This is a genomic window from Actinoplanes sp. NPDC026670 (assembly GCF_040638175.1).
Taxonomy (GTDB): domain Bacteria; phylum Actinomycetota; class Actinomycetes; order Mycobacteriales; family Micromonosporaceae; genus Actinoplanes.
In genome coordinates, this window is the sequence record NZ_JBEZXU010000034.1 from 87,312 (window position 1) to 108,873 (window position 21,562).

The 21,562-nt window shown below is 72.5% G+C and carries 17 protein-coding genes; 6 read left to right on the forward strand and 11 right to left on the reverse strand.

All coding sequences use genetic code 11. From position 1 onward, the window contains the following. Positions 1-53: 53 nt before the first annotated feature. Complete coding sequence (locus tag AB0E94_RS30005) at positions 54-1,850, reverse strand: glycosyltransferase family 87 protein (protein ID WP_360332792.1); 1,797 nt, start codon at positions 1,848-1,850, stop codon at positions 54-56. A 221-nt stretch (positions 1,851-2,071) separates the two neighbouring features. Next, the gene (gene rsgA / locus AB0E94_RS30010) at positions 2,072-3,121 is read right to left on the reverse strand and encodes a ribosome small subunit-dependent GTPase A (protein ID WP_360332795.1); all 1,050 of its coding nucleotides are present in this window, start codon (positions 3,119-3,121) and stop codon (positions 2,072-2,074) included. Positions 3,122-3,297: 176 nt separating this feature from the next. On the opposite strand from rsgA, the gene AB0E94_RS30015 reads away from it, so the two are divergent. Further along, on the forward strand, positions 3,298-3,939 hold the full coding sequence (locus AB0E94_RS30015; protein ID WP_360332798.1) for an MBL fold metallo-hydrolase: 642 nt from the start codon (positions 3,298-3,300) through the stop codon (positions 3,937-3,939). Positions 3,940-3,946: 7 nt separating this feature from the next. On the opposite strand, the gene AB0E94_RS30020 is transcribed toward AB0E94_RS30015, so the two are convergent. From AB0E94_RS30020 to AB0E94_RS30060, 9 genes are all read right to left on the reverse strand, one after another. Continuing rightward, complete coding sequence (locus tag AB0E94_RS30020) at positions 3,947-4,363, reverse strand: type II toxin-antitoxin system VapC family toxin (protein ID WP_360332800.1); 417 nt, start codon at positions 4,361-4,363, stop codon at positions 3,947-3,949. Then, the gene (locus tag AB0E94_RS30025; RefSeq protein WP_360332803.1) at positions 4,360-4,605 is read right to left on the reverse strand and encodes a type II toxin-antitoxin system Phd/YefM family antitoxin; all 246 of its coding nucleotides are present in this window, start codon (positions 4,603-4,605) and stop codon (positions 4,360-4,362) included. The genes AB0E94_RS30020 and AB0E94_RS30025 overlap by 4 nt, the downstream gene beginning before the upstream one ends. A gap of 47 nt (positions 4,606-4,652) precedes the next feature. Then, the gene (locus AB0E94_RS30030; protein ID WP_360332806.1) at positions 4,653-7,538 is read right to left on the reverse strand and encodes an AAA family ATPase; all 2,886 of its coding nucleotides are present in this window, start codon (positions 7,536-7,538) and stop codon (positions 4,653-4,655) included. An 87-nt stretch (positions 7,539-7,625) separates the two neighbouring features. Then, positions 7,626-7,784 carry a hypothetical protein gene (locus AB0E94_RS30035; RefSeq protein ID WP_360332809.1) on the reverse strand — a complete coding sequence of 53 codons (159 nt, stop codon included), beginning with the start codon at positions 7,782-7,784 and terminating at the stop codon, positions 7,626-7,628. Between the two features lie 58 nt (positions 7,785-7,842). Beyond that, a complete protein-coding gene (locus tag AB0E94_RS30040; protein WP_360332812.1) occupies positions 7,843-9,978 on the reverse strand; it encodes a radical SAM protein in 2,136 nt (711 codons plus the stop codon). Beyond that, positions 9,975-11,300 carry a TfuA-like protein gene (locus tag AB0E94_RS30045; RefSeq protein WP_360332815.1) on the reverse strand — a complete coding sequence of 442 codons (1,326 nt, stop codon included), beginning with the start codon at positions 11,298-11,300 and terminating at the stop codon, positions 9,975-9,977. The genes AB0E94_RS30040 and AB0E94_RS30045 overlap by 4 nt, the downstream gene beginning before the upstream one ends. Beyond that, the gene (locus AB0E94_RS30050) at positions 11,293-12,477 is read right to left on the reverse strand and encodes a YcaO-like family protein (RefSeq protein WP_360332818.1); all 1,185 of its coding nucleotides are present in this window, start codon (positions 12,475-12,477) and stop codon (positions 11,293-11,295) included. The genes AB0E94_RS30045 and AB0E94_RS30050 overlap by 8 nt, the downstream gene beginning before the upstream one ends. Positions 12,478-12,538: 61 nt before the next feature. Further along, positions 12,539-12,892: a hypothetical protein gene (locus tag AB0E94_RS30055; protein ID WP_360332821.1), complete on the reverse strand. Its 354-nt coding sequence runs from the start codon at positions 12,890-12,892 to the stop codon at positions 12,539-12,541. A gap of 201 nt (positions 12,893-13,093) precedes the next feature. Further along, entirely contained in the window at positions 13,094-13,459 is a 366-nt protein-coding gene (locus AB0E94_RS30060; RefSeq protein ID WP_360332824.1) for a hypothetical protein, read from the reverse strand. A gap of 213 nt (positions 13,460-13,672) precedes the next feature. Here AB0E94_RS30060 and AB0E94_RS30065 point away from each other — a divergent pair, with 213 nt between their 5' ends. The 5 genes from AB0E94_RS30065 to AB0E94_RS30085 all read left to right on the forward strand — a co-directional run bounded on the left by AB0E94_RS30065 (position 13,673) and on the right by AB0E94_RS30085 (position 21,559). Then, a complete protein-coding gene (locus AB0E94_RS30065; protein ID WP_360332827.1) occupies positions 13,673-14,659 on the forward strand; it encodes a hypothetical protein in 987 nt (328 codons plus the stop codon). A 151-nt stretch (positions 14,660-14,810) separates the two neighbouring features. Next, positions 14,811-17,096 (forward strand): TOMM precursor leader peptide-binding protein, encoded by a 2,286-nt coding sequence (locus AB0E94_RS30070; protein ID WP_360332830.1) that lies wholly within the window; start codon positions 14,811-14,813, stop codon positions 17,094-17,096. Between the two features lie 16 nt (positions 17,097-17,112). Then, positions 17,113-18,579 (forward strand): SagB family peptide dehydrogenase, encoded by a 1,467-nt coding sequence (locus AB0E94_RS30075; protein ID WP_360332833.1) that lies wholly within the window; start codon positions 17,113-17,115, stop codon positions 18,577-18,579. Further along, positions 18,576-19,385, forward strand: a complete 810-nt coding sequence (locus AB0E94_RS30080; RefSeq protein ID WP_360332836.1) for an HlyD family efflux transporter periplasmic adaptor subunit — start codon at positions 18,576-18,578, stop codon at positions 19,383-19,385. Before AB0E94_RS30075 ends, AB0E94_RS30080 begins: the two co-directional genes overlap by 4 nt. Beyond that, positions 19,382-21,559, forward strand: coding sequence for an NHLP family bacteriocin export ABC transporter peptidase/permease/ATPase subunit (locus AB0E94_RS30085; protein WP_360332839.1), 2,178 nt, complete (start codon positions 19,382-19,384; stop codon positions 21,557-21,559). The genes AB0E94_RS30080 and AB0E94_RS30085 overlap by 4 nt, the downstream gene beginning before the upstream one ends. Positions 21,560-21,562 lie beyond the last annotated feature (3 nt).

Below are 21,562 nucleotides of genomic sequence, written 5' to 3' on the forward strand. Positions count from 1 at the left end.
GCAGACACTCTAGCCACGGGGTATGACAATTTCCCGCACCGGCCCGCTCACTCCTACGAGTTAACTCTCCAGATCTCGGCGCCGCCCACCAGCTCCGGCTGCCCGTACAGCTCGACCAGAAGGGTTCGCAGCGCGGCGCTGTGCTTCTCGTCCGGCACCAGCACCAGGACGGCGGCCTTCCAGTACTTCATGTCGGCGTCGACCTGCTCCCGGCGCCACGGGGTGATCTGCGGCACCTCGCCCGTCCGGCCGACGTTCTTGAACATCCACGAGGTGTAGCGGGACGGCGCCGACCACGAGCCGGTGTTGTTGTGCGGCGGCTCGGCCGGGCCCATGAAGTACCCACGTGGCGTGGCGTAATCCAGGTTGTTGAGGTTGGCCCAGCGCTGCCCGGTCCGGCCGGTGGTGACCTCCGGCATCGGGACGGTGATCAGGGTGCGGCCCTCCGGCACGTACTGCTTGTAGAGGCCGGCGGTGATGAACTCGGGCATCGGCGTGCCCTCGAACACCGGCAGCGGCCGTGGGATCAGCGGCACCAGGGCCAGCACCAGGCCGATCCTGAACCGCCGGCGGGTCTTCTCCGGGTACTCCCGGATCCGGTCGTAGGCGAAGGCCAGCAGCACGCCGGCGACCATCGACGGCACCATCGCGAACCGGCTGACGCTCACCAGGTCGATCACCGGGACGTGCTTGATCAGCGCGAACGGCAGCGGCACGTCGGTCCGGAACCCGGCCACCTGGAGCTTGGGGCCGAACGACATCACCAGCAGCACCATGCCGGCGATCGCGGTGGCCCGCATCGCCGAGTTCCGCCACAGGATCACGATCGACACGATGATCATCACGAGGCCGAACGGGCCCCAGAACGTGTTGTCCTCGGTCGCGCTCACACTCAGCCGGCGGGTGATCGCGCCGATGCCGAACAGCGAGTTCCGGGCGAAGGCGCCCGGCGACACCAGGTCCATGACGTACTTGGACGGGTCGAACGGCTGCCCGTGGTAGGTGCCCTTGCCGAAGAACTGGCGCCACAGCGGGTACGCGGCCAGCACGCCCGAGGTGAGCGCGGCCACCGCGAGCCCGCCGACGAACCGCTTCCACACCCGCTTCGCCTCGGCCCGTTCCATGATCGCGTAGCTGACCGCGAAGATGCCGAGCGTCAGCGCCACGAAGAGCAGCGCCTCCTCGTTGATGAAGATCTGCACGACGATCAGCAGGCCGAGGATCACCCCGCTGCGCCAGGCCCGGCCCGGCTCACGCAGCCGCAGCACCTGCCACACGATGAACGGCAGCAGGTAGTTGTTGACGAAGTTCACGTGGCCGTTCGCGTGCGACACCATGGCCGGGCCGAGACCGGCGAAGGCGGCGCCGATCGCGGCGGCGACCCGGCTGCGGCCCAGCGGCCGCGACAGCACCCAGTACCAGGCCGCGGCGGTCCCGGCCAGGCCGAGCGTCATCAGCAGCACGACCGTCACGCCGCCGCCGAAGAAATGCGTGACCGGCGCCAGGGGCAGCGACAGCGCCAGGATCGACGTGTTCGCCATCATGTTCACGCCGTACGGGACGTTGAACCGGTCCTCGAAGAACAGCGGCCCGCCGTCGAAGACCACCCGCTCCGCGTGCGCCAGCATGAACAGGAAGATGCCGTGGTCGGAGTCGTTGCCCTGGAGCACCCGGCCGTTCGGGTCCATCCACAGCTTGATCATCACGAGCACGCCCATGGCGAGGAAGCCCAGCAACAGGCCGGTCTCGGCCCACAGCCACCGTTTCCTGGGAGTCTCCGGAGTCGTCTCCTCGACGTCCTCCGCGATCTCGGCCGCCTGACTGTCGGTCATCTCATCCGCCGCACGCACCGGGCGCATTCTGCCAGAACGACGCTCGCCACTCACATCGCCGCCGGGTTCCGCTCCCGTGAACAACCGGCGACCACCGCTGCCGCACGGGCGCTGAGACAGCGGTGGTCGCCGGCCGGACCGGCCACGCAACAGCCCGGCGGCCGCCTGGCCGCCGGGAGCAGGCAGCCACCTGCGCCCGGACAGCCACGGAACTCTGCGTAGCCGTACCGAATCGGGGTTTATAAACGACGCGGACTCGGCGGCGCGGGGATCCGGCGAGGACGGGCCAGCCTCGCGGATCGCCTGCCGCTCTCCACCTCGACCTCGCGGCGGAGTTTGCGCCAGCTGGCCAGGCGCCGCGGCGGGAGCGAACCGTCGGCCAGGGCGGACTGCACCGCGCAACCCGGTTCGGTCTCGTGGCGGCAGTCGTCGAAGCGGCAGTGGCCGGCCAGGTCGATCACATCGGCGAAGGCACGTTCCAGGCCACCTTCGGTGTCCAGCAGACCGACCCCCCGGATGCCAGGCGTGTCGATCACCGCGCCGCCGTCCGGCAGCACGACCAGATTTCGGTACGCCGTGGTGTGCCGGCCTTTGCCGTCGGCGTCCCGGATCGCCTGCACCGGCATCACCGTGGCGCCGGCCAGCGCGTTCGCGAGAGTCGACTTGCCCGCGCCGGACCGGCCCAGCAGGGCCAGCGTGCGACCCGGGCCGACATGGGCGCGCAGCTCGGCGAGCCCGGCGCCACGCTGGACGCTCACCGGCAGCACCGGAACCCCCGGCGCGAGTCCGGCGATCTGCCGGGCGATCGCCGACGGGTCACGGGTGGTGTCCGACTTCGTCAGAACCAGCAGCGGATCGGCGCCCGACTCCCAGGCCAGGGCGAGCAGACGCTCGACCCGGGCGTCGTCCGGCTCCGGATGGATCGGCTCGACGACGGCGACCGTGTTCATGTTGGCCGCCAGCACCTGGCCCGAGGCGTCCTTGTCGGCGGTGCGGCGGATCAGGGTGGTCCGTCTGGGAAGAACCAGTTCGAGGGTGGTACGCCGATCCGGCCACCGCCGTAGCACCACCCAGTCACCGGAACACGGCATCAGAGCGGGATCGCGGGCGATGTCGATCAGGACCGAACCACCCAGCGTGGCCCGGGTCACGCCGTCGGTGGTGAGCACGGTGCAGACGCCCCGGTCGGTGCGCAACACCCGCCCCGGCGACGCGTCGGCGCGGTCGAAACGGCGGTACAGGGAGGCGAAGTGTTCGTCCCAGCCGAGCTGGGACAGGTGGTACGACATGGGAACCCTTTACGGTCTCGAGAGGGCGGAGCCCCCGGGTGAAGGGACGCGGCAAACGGTGAACGGCACGGTCCTCACCTCCTCCGCGGGTTGATCGTCGCGTCTGGCACCGACGGTACGACCGTGGTCACCACGCGCGAAAGCGATTTCCGCCGCGCCCGGATAGGGTCGGCGGGGTGAGCACTGACTACACAGGTGACGTCGTCCGTGGCGGCGAGCCGGCGGTTCGCGATCTGGGTGGCGGCCTGACCCTGACCAAGGTGTCGGTCGGCCCGATGGACAACAACGCCTACCTGCTCAGCGCGGGTGGCGAACAGCTCCTGGTGGACGCCGCGAACGACGCCGGCACCCTGCTCGACCTGATCGGCCCGGCCGGGCTGCACACGGTGGTGACCACCCACCGGCACGGCGACCACTGGCAGGCGCTGGCCGAGGTGGTGAAGGTCACCGGGGCGTCGTCACTGGCCCACACCGACGACGCGGCGGAGATCCCGGTCGTGACCAGGTCGCTGCGTGACGGCGACACCGTCGAGGTCGGCGGGCACGTGCTCGACGTGATCCACGTGGCCGGGCACACGCCGGGTTCGATCGTGCTGTCGTACCGGGGTGAGCACCTGTTCACCGGCGACAGCCTGTTCCCGGGCGGGCACGGGCGGACCACCAACCTCGAGGACCACGCGCAGATCATGGACGATCTGGAGGCCAAGGTGTTCGGCCGGTTCGGCGACGGGACGTGGTTCTACCCGGGCCACGGCAAGGACTCGACACTCGGCGCCGAGCGCCCGTCCCTCACCGAGTGGCGCGCCCGCGGCTGGTGATCCCGGCTCAGTCGAACGGGTTGATCAGCCGAACACCGGTGTGCGCCACGTCGGCGATGTTGCGGGTGACGAGAGTCAGGTCGTGGACACGTGCCGTGGCGGCCATCAGGCCGTCGATGATCGGTGGTGCCGGCGTCATGGCACTCATCCGGCCCCATTCCTCGGCGATCGGGGCCGTGACCGGCAGCAGGCGTCCCTGGTAGGTGGCCGTCAGCCCGGTCAGCCAACTCTCCAGGATGTCCGCCTGACCCGGATCGCGCGGCCGGAGCCTGTCGATGCCGCGCCGGACCTCACCCACCACCAGGGTGCTGAGGTAGACGACGGCCTGGGAGTGATCGGCGTGCCACTCCGCGACCCGCGAGTGCGGGTTCTTCTTGCGGAGTTCGGAGACCACATTCGTGTCGAGCAGGAACGCCAAGGTCAACCGGCCAGGTCGATGTCGCGGGGCTGCTCCCGTGGCCGGTCGATCTCGGCGTCGAGGTCCATGTCGTCGATGGGGTCGGCACGCAGGTACTCCATGAGGCTGACCTGCTCGCCACGAAGCCGTCGGTACTCCGCGATGTCGATGACGACCGCCACCTCTTCACCGTGCTTGGTGACGATCTGCGGCTCACCCGCCTCAGCCCCGCGGAGCACCTCACTGAACCGCTGCTTAGCCTCTTGCACCTGCCAATGCATGCCGACCTCCAGCCTCTGTCTAGACAGACCAGATTCTACCCGCGGAGGGTGCGGGCCAGGTCTCGTAACGCGGCCCGGTCCGGGCGGTCGGTCTTCGCCATCAGCCGTGCCACGTGCTTTTCGACGGTTCGTGGGGACAGGTGCAGGCGGCTGGCGATCTCCTGGTTGCCGAGGCGCGCCGCGATCAGGTCGAGCACCTCGTACTCGCGGACCGTGACGCCCCGGGCCCGCAGCGCCGCCGGAATGTTGTCCACCCCGTCGCGCCGCTGGCCGACCGTGACCCCGGCCTGCCGCAGCAGCGACCGGCAGGCCCGGGCCACCACGGTGTGTTCGGCCTCGTGGAAGTGCTCCTCGGCCCGGCGCAGCCAGCTGACCGGATCACCCCAGCCGTCGGTCAGCGCCGCCTCCGACGCGAGCCGCAGCGTGAGATGCCCGGCGAGCGGATACGGTTCGGCGGCGTGGATGGAACTCTCCGCCGCGACCGTCGCGCCGGCCGGATCACCGGACCGGCCGAGCAGCACGGCGCGGGCCATCTCGGCGAACTGCCGGTTCCAGCGCAGCCGCCGCACCCCGTCCGAGCCGTCGTCCAGGGCGGCCGGATCGTCGAGGTCACCGGCGACCGCCCGGAGCAGCAGGTCGAGCCCGGCCCGGCCGTTGATCGGGGACAGCGCCGGGTTGCCGCCGTCGGCCAGCAGCGCGTCGCTCATCTCGGCGGCGGCGCGGGGCCGGTCCTCCTCGAGCAGCGAGCAGAACACCCGGGCCAGGCCGAACACCTTGGCGTCGACCGGCGCGTCGGCCCGGTAGCGGCGCAGCTCGGCCAGCCGGTTCTCCATCTCCCGGCGCTGCCCCTGGTGGGCGGCGACGATGGCGCTGGTCTGCCACAGGTGCCCGGCGGTCTCGACCATCTCCAGCCGGGTGGTGGCCGGCAGGGTCTGCGCGACGATCTCCTCGGCTTCGGCGTATCCGCCCTGGAGGGCGACCTGGAGCGCGATGCTCGCCTCAGCCTGGTGGGCGGCGGTGACCGCGCCGATCGACCAGGCGTCCCGGCGGACCTGGCGCAGCCGGCGCAGGCTGCCGTCCCGGGCGGCGTCGTCGTTGCCGAGCCGGACCAGCGCGTGCACCTCCCACAGTCGCAGCCCGTGCCGTACCGCCAGTTCCCGGGAGTGTTCCAGGCAGGCGGTCGCCTCGTCGGTGCTGCGCTGGCGGACCAGCATGCCGAGCAGCTGCCAGGCCTGGCAGGCCACCACCGGCAGGTCGTGGCGTTCGGCGACGGCGGCCGCCTGCCGGGCCAGCCGTTCGGCTTTGCCGACCTGTTCCGGGCCGGGCAGCTCGATGATCAGGTGGGCGGCGACCACGTCGATGGCCGCGGTCTCGGCCGGGGTGGCCTCGCCGCCGAGCTGCCGGCGGGCCTCGGCGACCTGGGCCAGCCCGTCGGTGGTGCGGGCGGCGAAGACCGCGGCCCAGGCCAGCCGGGTGTGCAGGACCGCGAGCCGCTGCCGGCTGAGGCCGCCGCCGAGCCCGTCGAGTTCCGGCATCATCTGCAGGGCCCGGTCGATCCGCCCGGCCTCGACCAGCGCCTGCACCAGCCGTTCGCCGGCGTCGGCGCGCAGGGCCGGGTCGCCGCTCCGGACGGTGGCCTGTTCGAGCAGGTCGACGGCGGAGGCGGCGGCGCCGTCGGCGAGGGCCCGGGAGGCGGCCTCGATCAGGTGCCGGCCGGCCGCGTCGTGGTCGCCTGCCTGCCGGCGTAACCGGGCGGCCAGCTGGCAGAGCGGGCCGGGCAGTTCGGGGTGCAGTTTCTCGATCGTGTCGGCGGCCTGCCGGGCCAGGTCGGCGGTGTGGCCGGCGGGGCGGGACTCGAGCAGGGCCTCGGCGGTGACCGGATGGCGGAACGCGTACCACCCGGGGGTGTCGGCGATCGGTTTGATCAGCTCGGTGGCCAGGCCGTGGTGCAGCAGGGTGGTGAGGTCGGGTTCGCTGAGGCCGGTCATGGCCGGCAGCGCGGCGAGCGGGAACCGCTCGCCGAAGACGGCGGCCGCGGGCAGCAACCGGCGCAGCTCGGGCCGGCTGTTCTCCAGGCGGCGGGCCAGCCGCCGGGACAGTGATCCGGGGACCGCTGCCTGCGGGCGGCCGGTCAGCTGCCAGCCGTCCGGCCCGCTGATCAGGTGACCGGTGTCGACCAGGCCGTCCAGCAGTTCGCCGGCGAGGGCCGGGTTGCCGGCGCTGGGCTGCCAGACCAGCTCGAACAGGTCGTCACCGACCCGGGCGGCCGGGCAGTCCAGCCGGGCGCCGACGAATTCGCGCAGCTCGTCGCTGTTCAGGCGGGGCAGCCAGAGCAGGTCGGCCACCCCCCGTTGGGCGGCCGACCGGGCCACGTCGAGTGCTGTGCACTCCTGGTCGAGCAGCGCGGCGACCATGGTGACCGGCTGGTCGGGCAGATTGTCGGCAAGGTAGTCGACGATGGTCAGGGTCTCGGCGTCGGCGTCGTGCAGGTCGTCGAGCAGCAGCAGGCAGCCGCGGTCCCGGCCGGCCAGCGAGAGCAGCCGCAGGACGCCTTCGGCGAGGACGATGAGCGACTGTTCCTCCGGGCCGACGGCTGGGTCGCGCCACTCCGGGATGAGCCGGCCGAGGACCAGGCGGTACGGCCCGAGCGCGTCCGCGGCGTGTGCCCCGGCCGAGCGGGTGTACTGGAGAAGCGCCTCAGCGAGCGGCCGGAAGGGTGTGGTCGGGGTGATCCCGCTGGCCCGGCCGCGGAGCACGACCATGTCGGTACGGGCGAGACGCCCCACTTCAGCGAGCAACCGGGATCGACCGGCGCCGCTCTCACCGCGCAGGAAGACGCTCTCGCCCCGGCCCTGCCGGGTACGGGACAGGACGTCGCCGATCTGTGAGAGCAGGCTGGTGCGTCCGCAGAAGGTCGGCATCAGCGCGTAGCTTATTGCTCACCGGACGTCGATGTCCATCACTGTCGCCGTTGGACGGCCGGCGACAGTGACGGACCTCGCAACGGGTCAGTTCGGCTGGCCGATACAGCAGCCGGTGCCGCCCGGCCACGCCTGCGCCGGCGAGCCGATGGCCACCGCGCCGGCCACGAATCCGGCGGCGGCCAGGACCATCACGGCCAGGCGCAGCCGGTTCTTCGGGCCGCGTGCGATCTTCTTCTCGTTCATGGTGGTGCCTCCCCCGGGCCGATGGCCCCGCCGTGTCTTGGCTGATGGGAAGACCCTGTCACGCGGCGGCACGTCCGGGCATGGGTGCGATGCACGTATGTTTGCTGTCGCCGGTGACCGGCATCCGACGGATCACCCGGCGGGCGATGAGGAAGTCCCAGATCCGGTCGGCCGACTCGGCGGGCAGCATCCAGGCCCGGCGGCGGGCATCGGCGATCGTCGACGGCTTGGCGAAGATCTTCAGGAACGGGACGGTACGGCGGGGCAGCAGCATGACCCGCCCGTCGGCCCGCCGGAACGCCACCCGATCGCCGGGTTCCTCGGAGTTCGCGCGCTGGATCTCGGCGAGCCGCCGCAGCACGTCCGGGTCCTGTTCGGGCAGCAACTCGCCGTCGAGCACGAACTCCCGGTCCTCGTCGTCCGGCCCGCGCCGCACACTGCGTTCCAGCAGATCGCTGACCTCGGTGCCGTACCGGTCGTGGTAGAAGAAGGTGTGCGGGGTGTCGGTGCTGCTCACCCACGGCCGCGGGTATTCGCCCATGTAGAGGCTGAGTTTGTCGGCCATCACCTCGTCGCGGACGGTCTGCGTGATCGGCTCGTCGAAGAGCAGCGTCCGGTCGATGTCGGCGCCCTCGAAGGAGCGGATGCCGCTGATCCCGAACCGGTCGGGCTGTTTGGCCACGATCGCGCCCGGGGTGAGGACGAACTCGCCGAGGCCACCGAAGGTCCACAGGTCCCGGTTGTCCCGCAGGAAACTGACCGAGTCGCGGGCCTCTTCCAGGGTCTCGGTGGGAAAACCGGTGAATCCCATGATCTGTACGCCGATCCCGGCCTTGTGCATCGAGGACATCGTCTGCCGTACCTGCGCAGGCTTTGTGCCTTTGTCGATCAGGTCGAGGATCCGCTGGTTGCCCGACTCGAAGCCCACCGAGATGGCCGTGCACCCGGCCTTCTTCAGCAGCTCGCACCGCTCGTCGGACCAGTATTTCTCGAGCCTGATCTCGGCGCCCCAGCGGACGTCGATGCCCCGTTCGACGACCTTCTCGGCGAACCGGAGGATGGCCGCCGGCGCGAGCACGTCCACCGAGAAGTAGACGAACTGCGCGAACTTCGACAGTTCCTCGACGTCGCGGATCATCCGGTCCACGGTGTCCTGCCGCCACGGGCTGGTCGGCCCGTCGGTGTTCAGCCCGTAGTCGCAGAACGTGCACTTGTTCCAGTAGCAGCCCCGGGTCGGCGAGTAGTACACGAACCGGGTCGGACTCAGGTACTTGTCCCAGGGCAGGTTGCTGAAGTCGGGGGTGGGCAGCTCGCCGAGCTTCTCGTAGTGCAGCATCGGCAGCGCCCGGACCGCGCCGTGTTTCGGGTGCAGCCGCACGTTGGGGTGCTTGGTGGGCAGGGTGCCGGCGCCGAGCGCGTCGAGGATCTCGGTGTAGGCGCTCTCGCCCTCCCCCACCACCAGCCCGTCGAAGTCGGCGAACAGCTCGAACAGCCGCTTCTTGTCCTGCAGGTTCTTGAAGCAGTCGGAGACCTCGGTGCCGCCGGCGATCAGGAAGACGCCGGGCAGGGTCTCCCGGATCAGCCGGGCCATCCACAGCGCGAACGGCAGCTGCCACTGGTAGGTGATGCTGATCCCGACCAGGTCGAAGTTCCCGGCCCGCAGCCGGGGCAGCAGCGACTCCTGGTAGTACGGGGTGAACGGCCGGCTCAGCCGGGACAGCACGGCCGGGTCGGTCAGCGCCCGCAGCGACCCGATCTCGATCTCCCGGGGCGCGTTGAGCTGGAAGCCGTTCTGGAACTGGCCGGGGAAGCCGGCGGCGCCGAGGCAGCTCATCCAGGCCGACACCCCGTCCACCGCCCGGTGGTAGGCGTCCAGGTCGAAGAACCGCTCCGGGTCCTGGAAGGTGGCGACCGCGTCCCGGATCGCCTCCGGGTCCGGGGTGCCGGTCTGCAGCAGGTGGGCCCGTTCGGTCAGGTCGGTGGTGGTGCGGGCGGCGCTGAGCGCCTGGTCGAGCCAGGCCAGCGCGGACGGCGTGTAGGAGTGGTGGAACGCCTCGATGTTGGCGTCGATCACGGTCGCCGGGCGATGACCCACCGAGCGGGCGTACGAGTCGAGGTAGTTCAGTGAGTGGTAACCGGACGTCGGGTCGGTCAGCGGCGGGTAGATGAGCGCCGCGTTCGGGCTGTTGATCACTGGTGCACCACCTCGCGAGGTCGAGTCGGGGGGAACCACGGCGCCCGGAGCACCCGCAGGTAGCCGATGAGGAAGCCGGCCAGCTCACGGAGCTGGTCGAGGTCACGGAACCCGCGGTCCCAGGCGGCCGCGGTCAGCCCGGCCGGGTCGCAGTCCCACTGGGCGGCGAGCACCGCGTCGATGATCCCGGCCCGGAACCGGGCCGGCCGTCCCTGCCGCCGGGTGAGGCCGGCCTGGATGCCCTTCGCGGTGACGACCGCCTGGCGGACCGTGTCGAGCACGTCCGCGCGGCGCAGTTCGGGCGGGATCATCGCCGGTGAGATCTGCCTGGTCTCGGCCGCGCCGAGGCTGCGGACCAGCAGCCGCAGGGTGGCCTCGGCCGGGGGCAGGCCCGCCTCGGCCGGGGTGAGCCACGAGCTGTCCGGGACCGGCACGTCACGGCCGAGCCGGGCGGCGGCGCGCAGGGCCAGTTCCTCCAGGGCCGGGTCGTCCGGGGCGGCGCCGCTGAAGTCGGCCAGCACCCGGGCCCGGTGCGCGGCCGCGAAGCCGGGGTGCAGCACCCGCAGCGCGACCAGCAGCTCCCGTTCGCTGACCCCGCCGGTCTCCTCGTAGCGGGAGCGCCAGCCCTCCAGGTAGGTGGTGTGCACGTGTTCGACCGGTTCGTCGCCGGGTCCGGCCGGGCACAGCCGCGGATCGCCGGTCGCGGCCGCCCGCAGCAGAAGCCGGGCGTCGGCGGCCTTCGCGTCGACCGGGTGGGCGTGCAGCCACGATCCCAGCCCGTCCATCGCGGAGCCGGCCCGCATCGCCAGCGAACGCCAGGTCAGCAGCCGGAACGGGATGTCGGCGGCGGTCTTCAGCAGGAGCTCGCCCTCGTCCGGGCCGATCGCGCCGGCCGTGATCGCCTCGCGGACCGCGATCCGGATGTTCACCAGCGGCTCGCTCAACTGCCGGTACTCGTCCTCGTCGAGCCCGTGCACCACGGCCACCTCGTGGTCGCCGGTGACGATGCCGTCCCGGTAGAGCCCGAAGACGTCGCCGAAGCCGCGCATGCCGTACTGCCACAGCTCGGCGGCCCGCAGCGCGCCCATGCTGCTGCTGCCGGCCACCGTGACGCCGCGTTCCAGCAGGAACAGGATCTCCCGGTGCCGGACCGGCGGCCGGTGCATGAAGAAGCCGTCGATGATCAGCACCCGGTCGTCCGGGCCGGGCGTGAGCCGGAGCAGGTCGCCGTGCCCGACCGGGGGCAGGATCCGGGCGCCGGGCAGCAGCGCGGCGGCTTCCGCGGCGGGCAGGCTGGGGCCGAGGAAGACCAGGTCAGACATCGCCGGCTCCCGGGCGCAGGGAGAGCGCGGCGTCGTCGACCAGGCGCAGGCCCGGCGCGATCACCCGGCTCACCGGGATGCCGACGTCGTCGTGGGTCAGGTCGACGACGAACGGCTCGTGGCCGGTGTACTCCATGATCCGGCCGGCTACGTGCTGCACGAGGGCCTCCAGGTCCTGGCCGAGGGCGGTCACCGCGGGATCCGGCGGGCGGATCGGCTCGCACGGCAGGTCGAGGGCGGGCGGCGGCTCGGCGTACGGGTCGGCGGCCATGTAGACCTCGCCGGAGATGTCGTCGCGGGCCCCGCCGACGGTGACCAGCCGGGACTGGGCCGCCTCGGCCAGCGCCCGGCCGGCCGCACGACCCGGGTCGACGTGACATCCGAAGCCGCCGAAGACCATCGGGATCGAGTTGTCCCACATCGACGCGCCGTAGCAGGGCAGTCCGGTCGGGCCGGTCAGGTCGACCAGCTCGACCCAGCTCGACGAGCCGCGGACCGCCGCGAGCACGGCCATGGTCGAGGGATCGGCGCAGCTGTCCGGGTCGACGTAGCGGCGGTCGGCGAGGGCGGAGATCGCGTACGGCGTCATCCCGTCCCGCTCGACGAGTTCGAGCAGCGCGTGCAGGGTCGCCTCGGCCGCGGTGTTCCCGGTGGCCAGCCCGCTGCTGGTCGGGGTGAAGAGCACGTCGTTCGGGATGCCCCCGGGCGTGACCGTGAAGTCGAGATAGACCAGGTCGTAGGGGGCCAGATAGGTGCGCCCGGTCAGCAGGCCGCGGCCGGCGATCCAGTCGAGCACGGTCCGGCCGGTCAGCGGCGAGCGCGGCGCCAGATGCAGGGAGCGAGGGTCAAACCCAAGATCAAGATCAACGGCCGGCGCTCGTACGGCCACCGCGTGCCGCGGATTCTCGGCGTGCCAGCCCTCGATGCTCTCCATCGTCGCGGCGACCCGGGACTGGGCCATGGTGAGCCCGGTGCCGACGGTCACGGCCAGGCACCGCCCGGTGGGGCGGTAGGCCACGTGCACCGGCAGCCCGACCTCGTCCAGCCAGGTGATGTCGGCGACCCGGGTGATCCCGAACCGCGGCAGCATCGGCCGGATCCGTTCCCAGGTCTGCTCGGCGGTCGCCGCCCGGAACGACCCGGGCCGGGTCGGGTGATCGTTGACTGTCGTCGGCACGGCTCGTCCTCCCCGGGAAAGTGCGGGGCCGGCGCGAACGGGGGTCGCGCCGGCCCGGCCGTCACTTGGACTGGTAGAGGTTGTTGTTCACGTTGTTGCCGGCCGCGATCAGCTCGAGGTCCTCGTCGGTGAGCTCGCTCAGGTCGATCGGGGCGTGCTCGGGAACACGCAGCACGTGCGTCCCGGGGGCGCCGTGGAAGGCCTGCAGGATCTCGGTCCGGGTGAGCAGCTCCTCCGGCTGGCTCCGGTCGACCGTCACGGTCGCCGCGGGGTCGACCGGCAGGCCGGCCTCGATCGCGTACTGCTTCGGGTCGGCGAGCAGCGCCGACAGCGCGGCGTCGTCGCTCCAGACCTTGGCCAGCAGGCCCTGGTAGGCCCGGTCGAACTCGGTGAAGTCGGTCTCTTCGGCGCTCATGACACACGTCCTTCCGGTGCAACTGCGAATGGGGTGACGGCCCGGTGAAGCCGGTGGGGCCGTGATGCCGGGCCGGGAAGCGGCGGTGGCGTGACCACGACGCTAGGAACGGCCGGAGGGCTCGGGCAAGGGAACCGGCGGTGACGGCACGGAACGGTGCCGTGACGCTCCGGGCACGGAACCCATCGATGTAATCGCCGATCAGGTGCAGCAGCACGGGCAGCAGCAGGCGCCCGTCGGGTCCACCCCGGCCACCACGCTGTCCAGCTCGTGTTCGGACAGCTCCTGCTCGTCGAGCTCGTCCAGGGCCGGCACGTAGAGCAGCAGCGGCCCACGCCCGCCGGCGGCATCCGCCCAGGCCCGGACCTGCACGTCGATGTCCGGGTCCAGGTGCTCGGCGTCGCGCACCACCACGACCGGGACCTCCGGCGGCAGCAGCAGGTCGTACTCGGCGAGCAGCCGGTGCGGATCGGTGCTGAGCAGGAGTTCCTGGTCCGGTTCGGACCATACGCCGGCGACCAGCCGGCCGTACGCGGTGATGAAGAGTGCGCGTTCTGACGGGTCCATCGTGTCTGTCTCCGTTCGCACGGGGCCTCAGGGAATGGCCCCATCGTCGGCGTGGACTCCGGCGGCGGCCGGGCACGGCATCGATCGGTGTCACGGTGCCGCCCGCGCGGGCACGGTTCGGTGCCGTGCCCGGCCCGGCGCCGGAACCTCGCCGAATACTCGGATCACGGCGGCGGACGCCGGTTGAGGCATGACAAGGATCAGGTGGTCGACATGGCATCCCGGACGCGTGACGGGCTCGGGCGGATGGTGATCCCGATGGCCTTCCTGCTGGCCGTCGCCGGGTGCGGCGACCCGGGAACCGAGCCGGCGGCGGCGCCGCCGGAAGCCGCCGGGCCGAGCGCCGCGGGCTTCGACCCGGCCGCCGTGCTGGCCGAGTTCGACGCGGCCGACTCCGCGGCGTCGAAGAGCGGCGACGGCGAGAAACTGGCCGAGTGGGAGACCGGGCCGGCGCTGCAGAACAGCCTGGCCGGGGTGAAACGGGCCCGGCTCAGCAAGCGGGTGCTACCCGGGTTCAAGCACCAGGAGCCGGTGTTCGCGGTCGGCGGCTCGTGCTTCGTGGTCTCCGCCGAGATGGCCGTGGACGGCGAGGACCGGCCGCGCGCCGACGCCGCCCACTTCACCACGGCAGCCGACGGAAAATGGCAGCTCAGCCACCACGTGATGATCTCCGACGAGCGGGTGGCGGCCACCGGGGCGTTCCAGCGGGCAACCGCGCACGCCACCGACGAGGTGCTGGAGGCGGCCCGGCGTACCGCCATCACCGGTGAGGTCTTCAACCGCAGCATCGCCGGACCGGCCGACACCACGGTCCTGGCCCGGAGCGCCGTCCTCGACGATCAGCTGGCCGCCGGATGGTCCATCTACACGACCCAGATGGAGGCCGCGTCGATGAAGGTCGACCGCCGGCTGACCGCATCGGAATGGGCGCCGTGCGCCGCGAAGACCGACGACGGCATCGTGGGCTTCCTGACCCTCAACGTGGTCGACACCATCGTCTCCACGAAGGACGGCGCCGACGCGGTTCTCGCCCCGCCCGCACCCGACCTGCTGGCCACCGGCCGCACCACCGCGGTGAAGGCGCACACCATCACCGTCGCCCGAGTCGAGACGTTCCTGCTGAAGATGCCGCTGGACGGCGGCCCGGCCGCGGTGCTCGGCCTGACCGACGCCGCCACCGAGATAAACGCCACCAACTAACTCCCTCCTCCCTCCGGCGTTCTTGTGGAGTTGGGGCACACCTGGCGGAGCTCCACAAGATCGCGGAAGCTCGGCCGGGTTTCGTGCCATTGATGGAGCCGGCGGGGACGCCGCCCAAGAATCGCCGGTAACCGGCTGTGAGGTGAGACCGATGCAGAACCCCCGATTCCGCCACGACTACCTGCCGATCCGCCTCGCCGAGCCGTACCGGGACCACCTCGTCGTCGTCGGCGAGACCCGCAACGTGCTGATCGACGACCCGGTGGCGGTGGAACTGGCCGCGTTGCTGGACGGCACCCGCGCCCTCGGCCAGGTGGTCGGTGAGCTGGTCGGCCGGCACTCAGCCGGCGCCCTGGCCCGCGCGCTGCGCCGCCTCGACGGCCTCGACCTGCTGGCCACCGGCCCCTGCGCGACCCCGCGAGCAGCCGCCGCGGCCTGGGACGCCCGCGACGTGGCCCCGGACCGGGCCGAACAGTGGCGGCGCGACGGCCGGGTGCTGCTGATCGACGCCGGTTCCCCGGCCGCCGCCGACCTCGCCACCCGGCTCGCCGGCCTCGGCCCACCGGTGACCGTCCGCCCGATCGACGACCTCGGCCCCCTGGCGGGCGAGCCGGACGGGCTGGTCGTGGTCGCGGCCGGGTCGATGATCGATCCTCGGCTGGGTGCGCTCAACGACGCGTGTCTGGCCGCCGGGCGGTCCTGGCTTATGGTTCGGCCGCACGGTCATGTGCTGCTGCTCGGCCCGCATCTCCGGCCCGGCGTGACCGGCTGCTGGGAGTGCCTGCGGCGGCGCTGGACCGACAACGAGGAGGTCATCAACTTCGTCGTCGAGCAGCGCGGTGACCAGGACCGGCCCACCCCGGCGTGGGCCGCTCTGGACGCCACCACCACGGTCCTGGCCGGGCTGCTCGCCGCCGAACTTCCGGTGCTCGCCGTCGCCGGCGACTCGCCACGGGTCACCGGGCGGATGGTCTCGCTGGACACCCGTGACCTGAGCACCGGCACGCACACCCTGGTCCGGCTGCCGCAATGCCCGGCGTGCGGCGACCCGGCCCGGCTCGGCGGCGACCCGCGGGTGACGGTGGCGGACGGCCCGCTCGCCGCCGACGACGGGACCGGTAGCCGGGCCCGGCCCGCCGTGGAGACCCTCCGGATTCTGGAACACCAGGTCAGCCCGTACCTCGGGGTGGTCACCAGACTGTCGCCGACCGGCGGCGACACCGGCGGCGGGGTGATGTTCGGCTTCACCGCCGGGCACAATTTCGCGCTGGCCCGCGGACCGGAGCGGCTGCGCGGGAATCTGCGCGGGCTCAGCGGCGGCAAGGGACGCACCGAGACGCAGGCCCGGGTCAGCGCGATCGGCGAGGCGATCGAACGGTACTGCGGGGTGTGGCGGGACGACCGGCCCACCCACCGGGCCGCGTTCCGGGACCTGGGCCGGGACCGGGCGGCGCCGATGTCCGAGCTGCGGCACTTCTCGGCACGCCAGCACGCCGGACGGGACCTGACCAATCCGCACGCCGGGCCGTTCCACCACGTCCCGGTCCCGGCCGGCGACGACGTCGAGATGGCGTGGACCACCGGCTGGTCGCTGACCCACGATCGGCCGTGCGACCTGCCCGCGGCCTTCGTCTGGTACGGCCACCCGGACGCGTCCCGGCTGTCCCTGGGCCCGGCCGACTCGAACGGCTGCGCCGCCGGCGGCACCCTCGGCGAGGCGATCCTGCAGGGCTTCTACGAGCTGGTCGAACGGGACGCGGTCGCGCTCTGGTGGTATCACCGGTCGCGGCTGCCGGGCGTCGACCTGGACGCCGCCGACGACCCATGGCTCGCCGCGGTCCGGCGGCACTACCGGACCGTCCTCGGCCGCCGCCTGTGGGTTCTGGACGTCACCGCCGACCTGCCGGTCCCGGTCTACGCCGCGGTCAGCGAACGTGACGGCGGCGGTGAGGTGCTGGTCGGCTTCGGGGCGCACCCGAACGCCGAGGTCGCGCTGACCCGGGCGGTGAGCGAGCTCAACCAGTTCCTGCCGCTGGCCGCCGCGGTGGCCGCGGCGAACGGCGGCTACCACGGCGCCGAACCGGAGACCGCCCGCTGGCTGAGCACCGTGACCACCGCCGATCAGCCGTGGCTGCGGCCCGATCCGGATCAGCCGCTGGTCACCCCGGCCCGCCATCCGGTGCCGGCGGCGGCCGGTACTGCGGCCGTGGTGGACGCCGCTGTCGGCGCCGCCCGGGACGCCGGCCTGGAGGTGATCGTGGTCGACCAGTCCCGCCCGGAGCTGGAACTGGCCGTGGCCCGGGTGGTCGTGCCGGGGCTGCGGCACTTCTGGCGCCGACTCGGGCCGGGACGGCTGTGGGAGACGCCGGTCGCGCTCGGGCGGGCGCCCCGGGCCACCGGCGAGGACGAGATCAACCCGTTGAGTGTCTTCTTCTGATCTCCCGGAGGGGCCCGTGTCATCGACCACCGCAGTGCCCACCGAACCGGACACCGGCTCGGTCCGCCGGGTTCCGGTCCGGGAGGAGTACCGCTTCCGGGAGCGGACCACGCTGACCAACGGCGCCGGCGACTCGATCACCGTCCAGTACGGGCGGTTCCAGCTGCACATGGAACGGCTCGGGCTGGGGCGGCGGGCGATGCTGCTACGGCTCGCCGACGAGTGGCTCGACGACGACGCCGTCCAGCACCTGGTCGCCACGGTCGAGGGCGAGAACAGCATCCTGCGGGCCCAGGTGCTGCTCCGGCGGCTGGTCACGCACGCCTGGCTGCGCCGCCGCCTGTCCGCCGGCAACCGGCCGCTGCTGGAGATCGACCCGCAGGGGCTGGGCGCGTCGGTGCTGCCGCCGCCGGCCCGGCACCGGCCCGGCGTGCGGTACCGGATGTCTCGCCTGGCCCGGATCGACGCCGACGGCGACGTGCTGTCCGCGCTCAGCCCGGCCCACGCGGTGATCGTCGGGTGCCCCGATCCACGGGTGGCCGGCCTGCTCGCGACGGCCGCCGCCCAGGGCTGTGACCTGGACCGGGCGGCCGCCGTGCTCGGGGTGTCGGCGCCGGTGGCCGGGCGGGTCCTGGACGAGCTGCTGAGCGCCGGGATCCTGGCGGATCCGGGCGGCGCGACGGCGCCCGGGATGTACTGGTCGCCGGCCGAGCTGGAGGTGCACCACAGGTCCCGGGTGGGGCGGCACGCGCTGCCGGTCGGCGGCACCTACCGGTTCCGGGACCGGCTGCCGGCCGAGCCGCTACGGCGTACCTTCCCCGACGCACCGGCCACCGACCTGCCGGAACCGGACCTGGACGCGATCGCCGCGGCCGAGCCGGCGCTGACCGACGTGATCCGGGCCCGGCGGTCGATCCGCGCCCACGACGACGCCCACCCGATCACGCTGGGCCGGCTCGCCGAGTTCCTGTACCGGGTGCAGGCCACCCGCCCGGCCGGCGAGCACGACGGCATCGAGGTGGGACACCGGCCCTACCCGGGTGGTGGCGGGCTCTACGAGCTGGAGATCTATCCGCTGGTGCTGAGCTGCGAGGGCCTGTCGCCGGGGCTGTACCACTACGACGGGACGGCGCACCAGCTGCGCCTGCTGGCCCCGCCGGGGTCGCTGACCGAACGGATGGCCGGGTACGCCCGCGCCGCCGCCGCGATGGCCGGGCCGCCGCAGGTGCTGCTGGTGATCACCGCCCGGGTGGGCCGGCTGATGTGGAAGTACGAGGGGATCGGCTACCCGATGATCCTCAAGCACTCGGGCGTGCTCACCGAGCTGATGTACCTGGTCGCCACGGCGATGGGGCTGGCGCCGTGCGCGCTGGGCTCCGGCGACTCGGCCGCGTTCGCCGAGCTGTCCGGCATCGATCCGCTGGCCGAACCCGCGGTGGCCGACTTCGCGCTCGGCTCGCCCTACCCGAAGGAGCCCCGATGAGGTTCCGCAAGCAGGCGCTGCGGCACCTGGAGCAGCCGGAGAGCCTGGACCAGGTGGCCCGGCTGACCACGGTGCCGAGCTGGCTGCTCACCGTCGCGCTGGTGGTGACCGTGCTGGCCACCGGCGCCTGGACCACGACGGCGACGCTGGACCGGGAGGTCACCGCCGGTGGGGTGCTGATCCACCCGCACGGTGTCTCCGACTTCGACGCCGCCGAGACCGGCCGGGTGGTGAAGGTCTGGGTGGACCGGAACCAGCCGGTCGCCAAGGGCACCCCGATCTACAGCGTGCAGGGCGACTCCGGCGGGATCGTGACGGTGCCGGCGCCGTGGGACGCGTACGTGGTGAACCTGCTGATCGCCGAGGGCCAGGTGGTCGAGCGCGGGTCCCGGGTGGCCGAGCTGGAACGCCTGGACGCGCCGGGTGACGCGCTGCAGGCGGTGCTGTTCGTGCCGGCCGCCAGCGCGCCGGTGCTCTCCGCCGGCCAGCCGGTGCACGTCGACGTGGCCGCGGTCTCCACCACGGTCTTCGGCACCCTGCAGGGCGAGGTCGGCACGGTCGGCGCGTTCCCGGAGACCGAGGACTCGCTGCGGGCGTTCCTCGGCTCGGGCCGGGATGTGCGGCCGTTCCTGGCCGACGGCAGTGTGGTCCGGGTGGTGGTGGTGCTGCACACCGATCCGGAGTCACCGACCGGGCTGCTCTGGTCGAAGGCGTCGCCGCCGTTCCGGCTCACCTCGATCAGCGAGGTCGACGGCCGGATCGTAGTCGGCCAGGACCGGCCCCTCGACTGGGTGCTGGGCCGATGAGCGCGCCGGTGATCGATCTGGACAAGGCGGCTCCGGAGCTGCCGCGCCGCCGGCGGGTGCGTACGCCGACGCTGATCCAGATGGAGGCGGTCGAGTGCGGCGCGGCCTCGCTCGGCATCGTGCTGGCCCACCACGGCCGGCACGTGCCCCTGGAGGAGCTGCGGGAACGCTGCGGGGTGAGCCGGGACGGCTCGAACGCGTCGACCGTGCTCAAGGGCGCCCGGCACTACGGGATGACCGCCAAGGGCTTCCAGATGGAGGTCGACAAGCTCGCCTCGGTGCCGCTGCCGGCCATCCTGTTCTGGAAGTTCCAGCACTTCCTGGTCCTGGAGGGGATGGGCGCCAAGAAGGTCTGGGTGAACGACCCGGCGACCGGCCCGCGCCCGCTCAGCTGGGCCGAGTTCGACGAGGGCTACACCGGCATCGTGCTGACGCTGACCCCGGATCCGGAGAAGTTCCGGCCCGGTGGCAGCCGCTTCCGGGCCTGGGTGGCGCTGGCCGCCCGCTGGCGGGGGCTGCGCGCGGTCGCCGCCCAGGCCATCCTGCTCGGCCTGGTGATGGCCGTGGTCGGCCTGACCATGCCGGCGGTGGTCCGGATCTTCGTCGACCAGGTGCTGCTCGGCGGGGGCGGGGCGCTCTCCGGGCTGCTCACCGCGATGGCCGGGGCCGCGGTGGTCACGCTGCTCGCCGCGCTGGCCCAGGAACGCCTGATGGTCCGGGCCGAGACCGCGATGGCCCTGAGCACGGCGGCCCGGCTGTTCCGGCGGCTGATGCGGCTGCCCGCGGCGTTCTTCGACCAGCGGCAGGCCGCCGACCTGACCCGCCGGATCCGCAGCACCGACGTGGTGGCCGACGTGGTCACGCGACGACTGACGCTGACCCTGGTGGATGTGGCGCTCGTCGTCGCGTACGGCGGCCTGCTCTGCCTTTATGATCCGTTGCTGGGCGCTGTCTCGGTGCTGTTGTGCGGCCTGAACGTGCTGGCCCTGCGGTATGTGTCGGCGCTGCGCACCACCGCGGTGGCGAGTCTCCAGGCCGAGCGCAGCAAGCTGTTCAGCACCGTGCACACCACCATCCAGATGATCGAGACGGTCAAGGCGGGTGGCGCCGAACAGCACAGTTTCCAGCAGTTCAGCTCGCGGGCCGCGGCGGTGACGAACGACCAGCAGCGGCTCGGCCGGCCCACCGCGATCCTGTCGGTCGTGCCGGCGCTGCTGGCCACCCTGAACACCGCGGTCCTGCTCGGGCTGGGCGGCCCGCGGATCCTGGCCGGCAGTCTCAGCATCGGCGTGGTGCTCGGCATGCAGACCCTGGTGGTGGCGATGAACCGGCCGGTCGCCGCGCTCACCGCGGTCGGCGCCCAGGTGCAGGAGATGTCGGCCGACCTGAGCCGGCTGCGGGACGTGGAGAACTACCCGGCCCCGGAGCCGCCGGAGGCCGATCCGCCGGAGCCGCTGGACGGGCATCTGCGGATCGAGGGCCTGACCTTCGGCTACAACCCGCTGGCGGCGCCGCTGCTGAGCGACTTCGACCTGGATCTGCCGCCGGGCGCCCGGGTGGCGCTGGTGGGCCGGTCCGGCAGCGGCAAGTCGACGGTCGGGCGGCTGGTGTCCGGCCTCTACCGGCCGTGGTCCGGTCGGATCACCGTCGACGGCCGGGAACGGGCGAGCCTCGATCCGGGGCTGTGGGCGGCCACCGTGGCGATGGTCGACCAGGAGCAGATCCTGTTCGAGGGCACGATCCGGGAGAACGTCACGCTCTGGGACTCGTCGATCCCGGACGAGGACGTGGTCGCCGCGCTCACCGACGCCGCGGTGCTGGACGTGGTGCTGTCCCGGCCGGGCGGCCTGGGCGCCCGGGTCGACGAGGGCGGCCGCAACTTCTCCGGCGGGCAGCGGCAACGGCTGGAGATCGCCCGCGCGCTGGTACGCCGTCCGCGCCTGCTGGTCCTCGACGAGGCGACGAGCGCGCTGGACGCCCAGACCGAGCAGACCATCGACCACCACCTGCGCCGTCGCGGCGCCACCTGCCTGATCGTGGCGCACCGCCTGTCCACGATCCGCGACTGCGACCTGATCGTGGTGCTGGACGGCGGCCGCGAGGTCGAACGCGGCACCCACGACGAGCTGGTGGCCCGGGACGGCCATTACGCGCGACTGGTCCGGGACGAGTGAGAG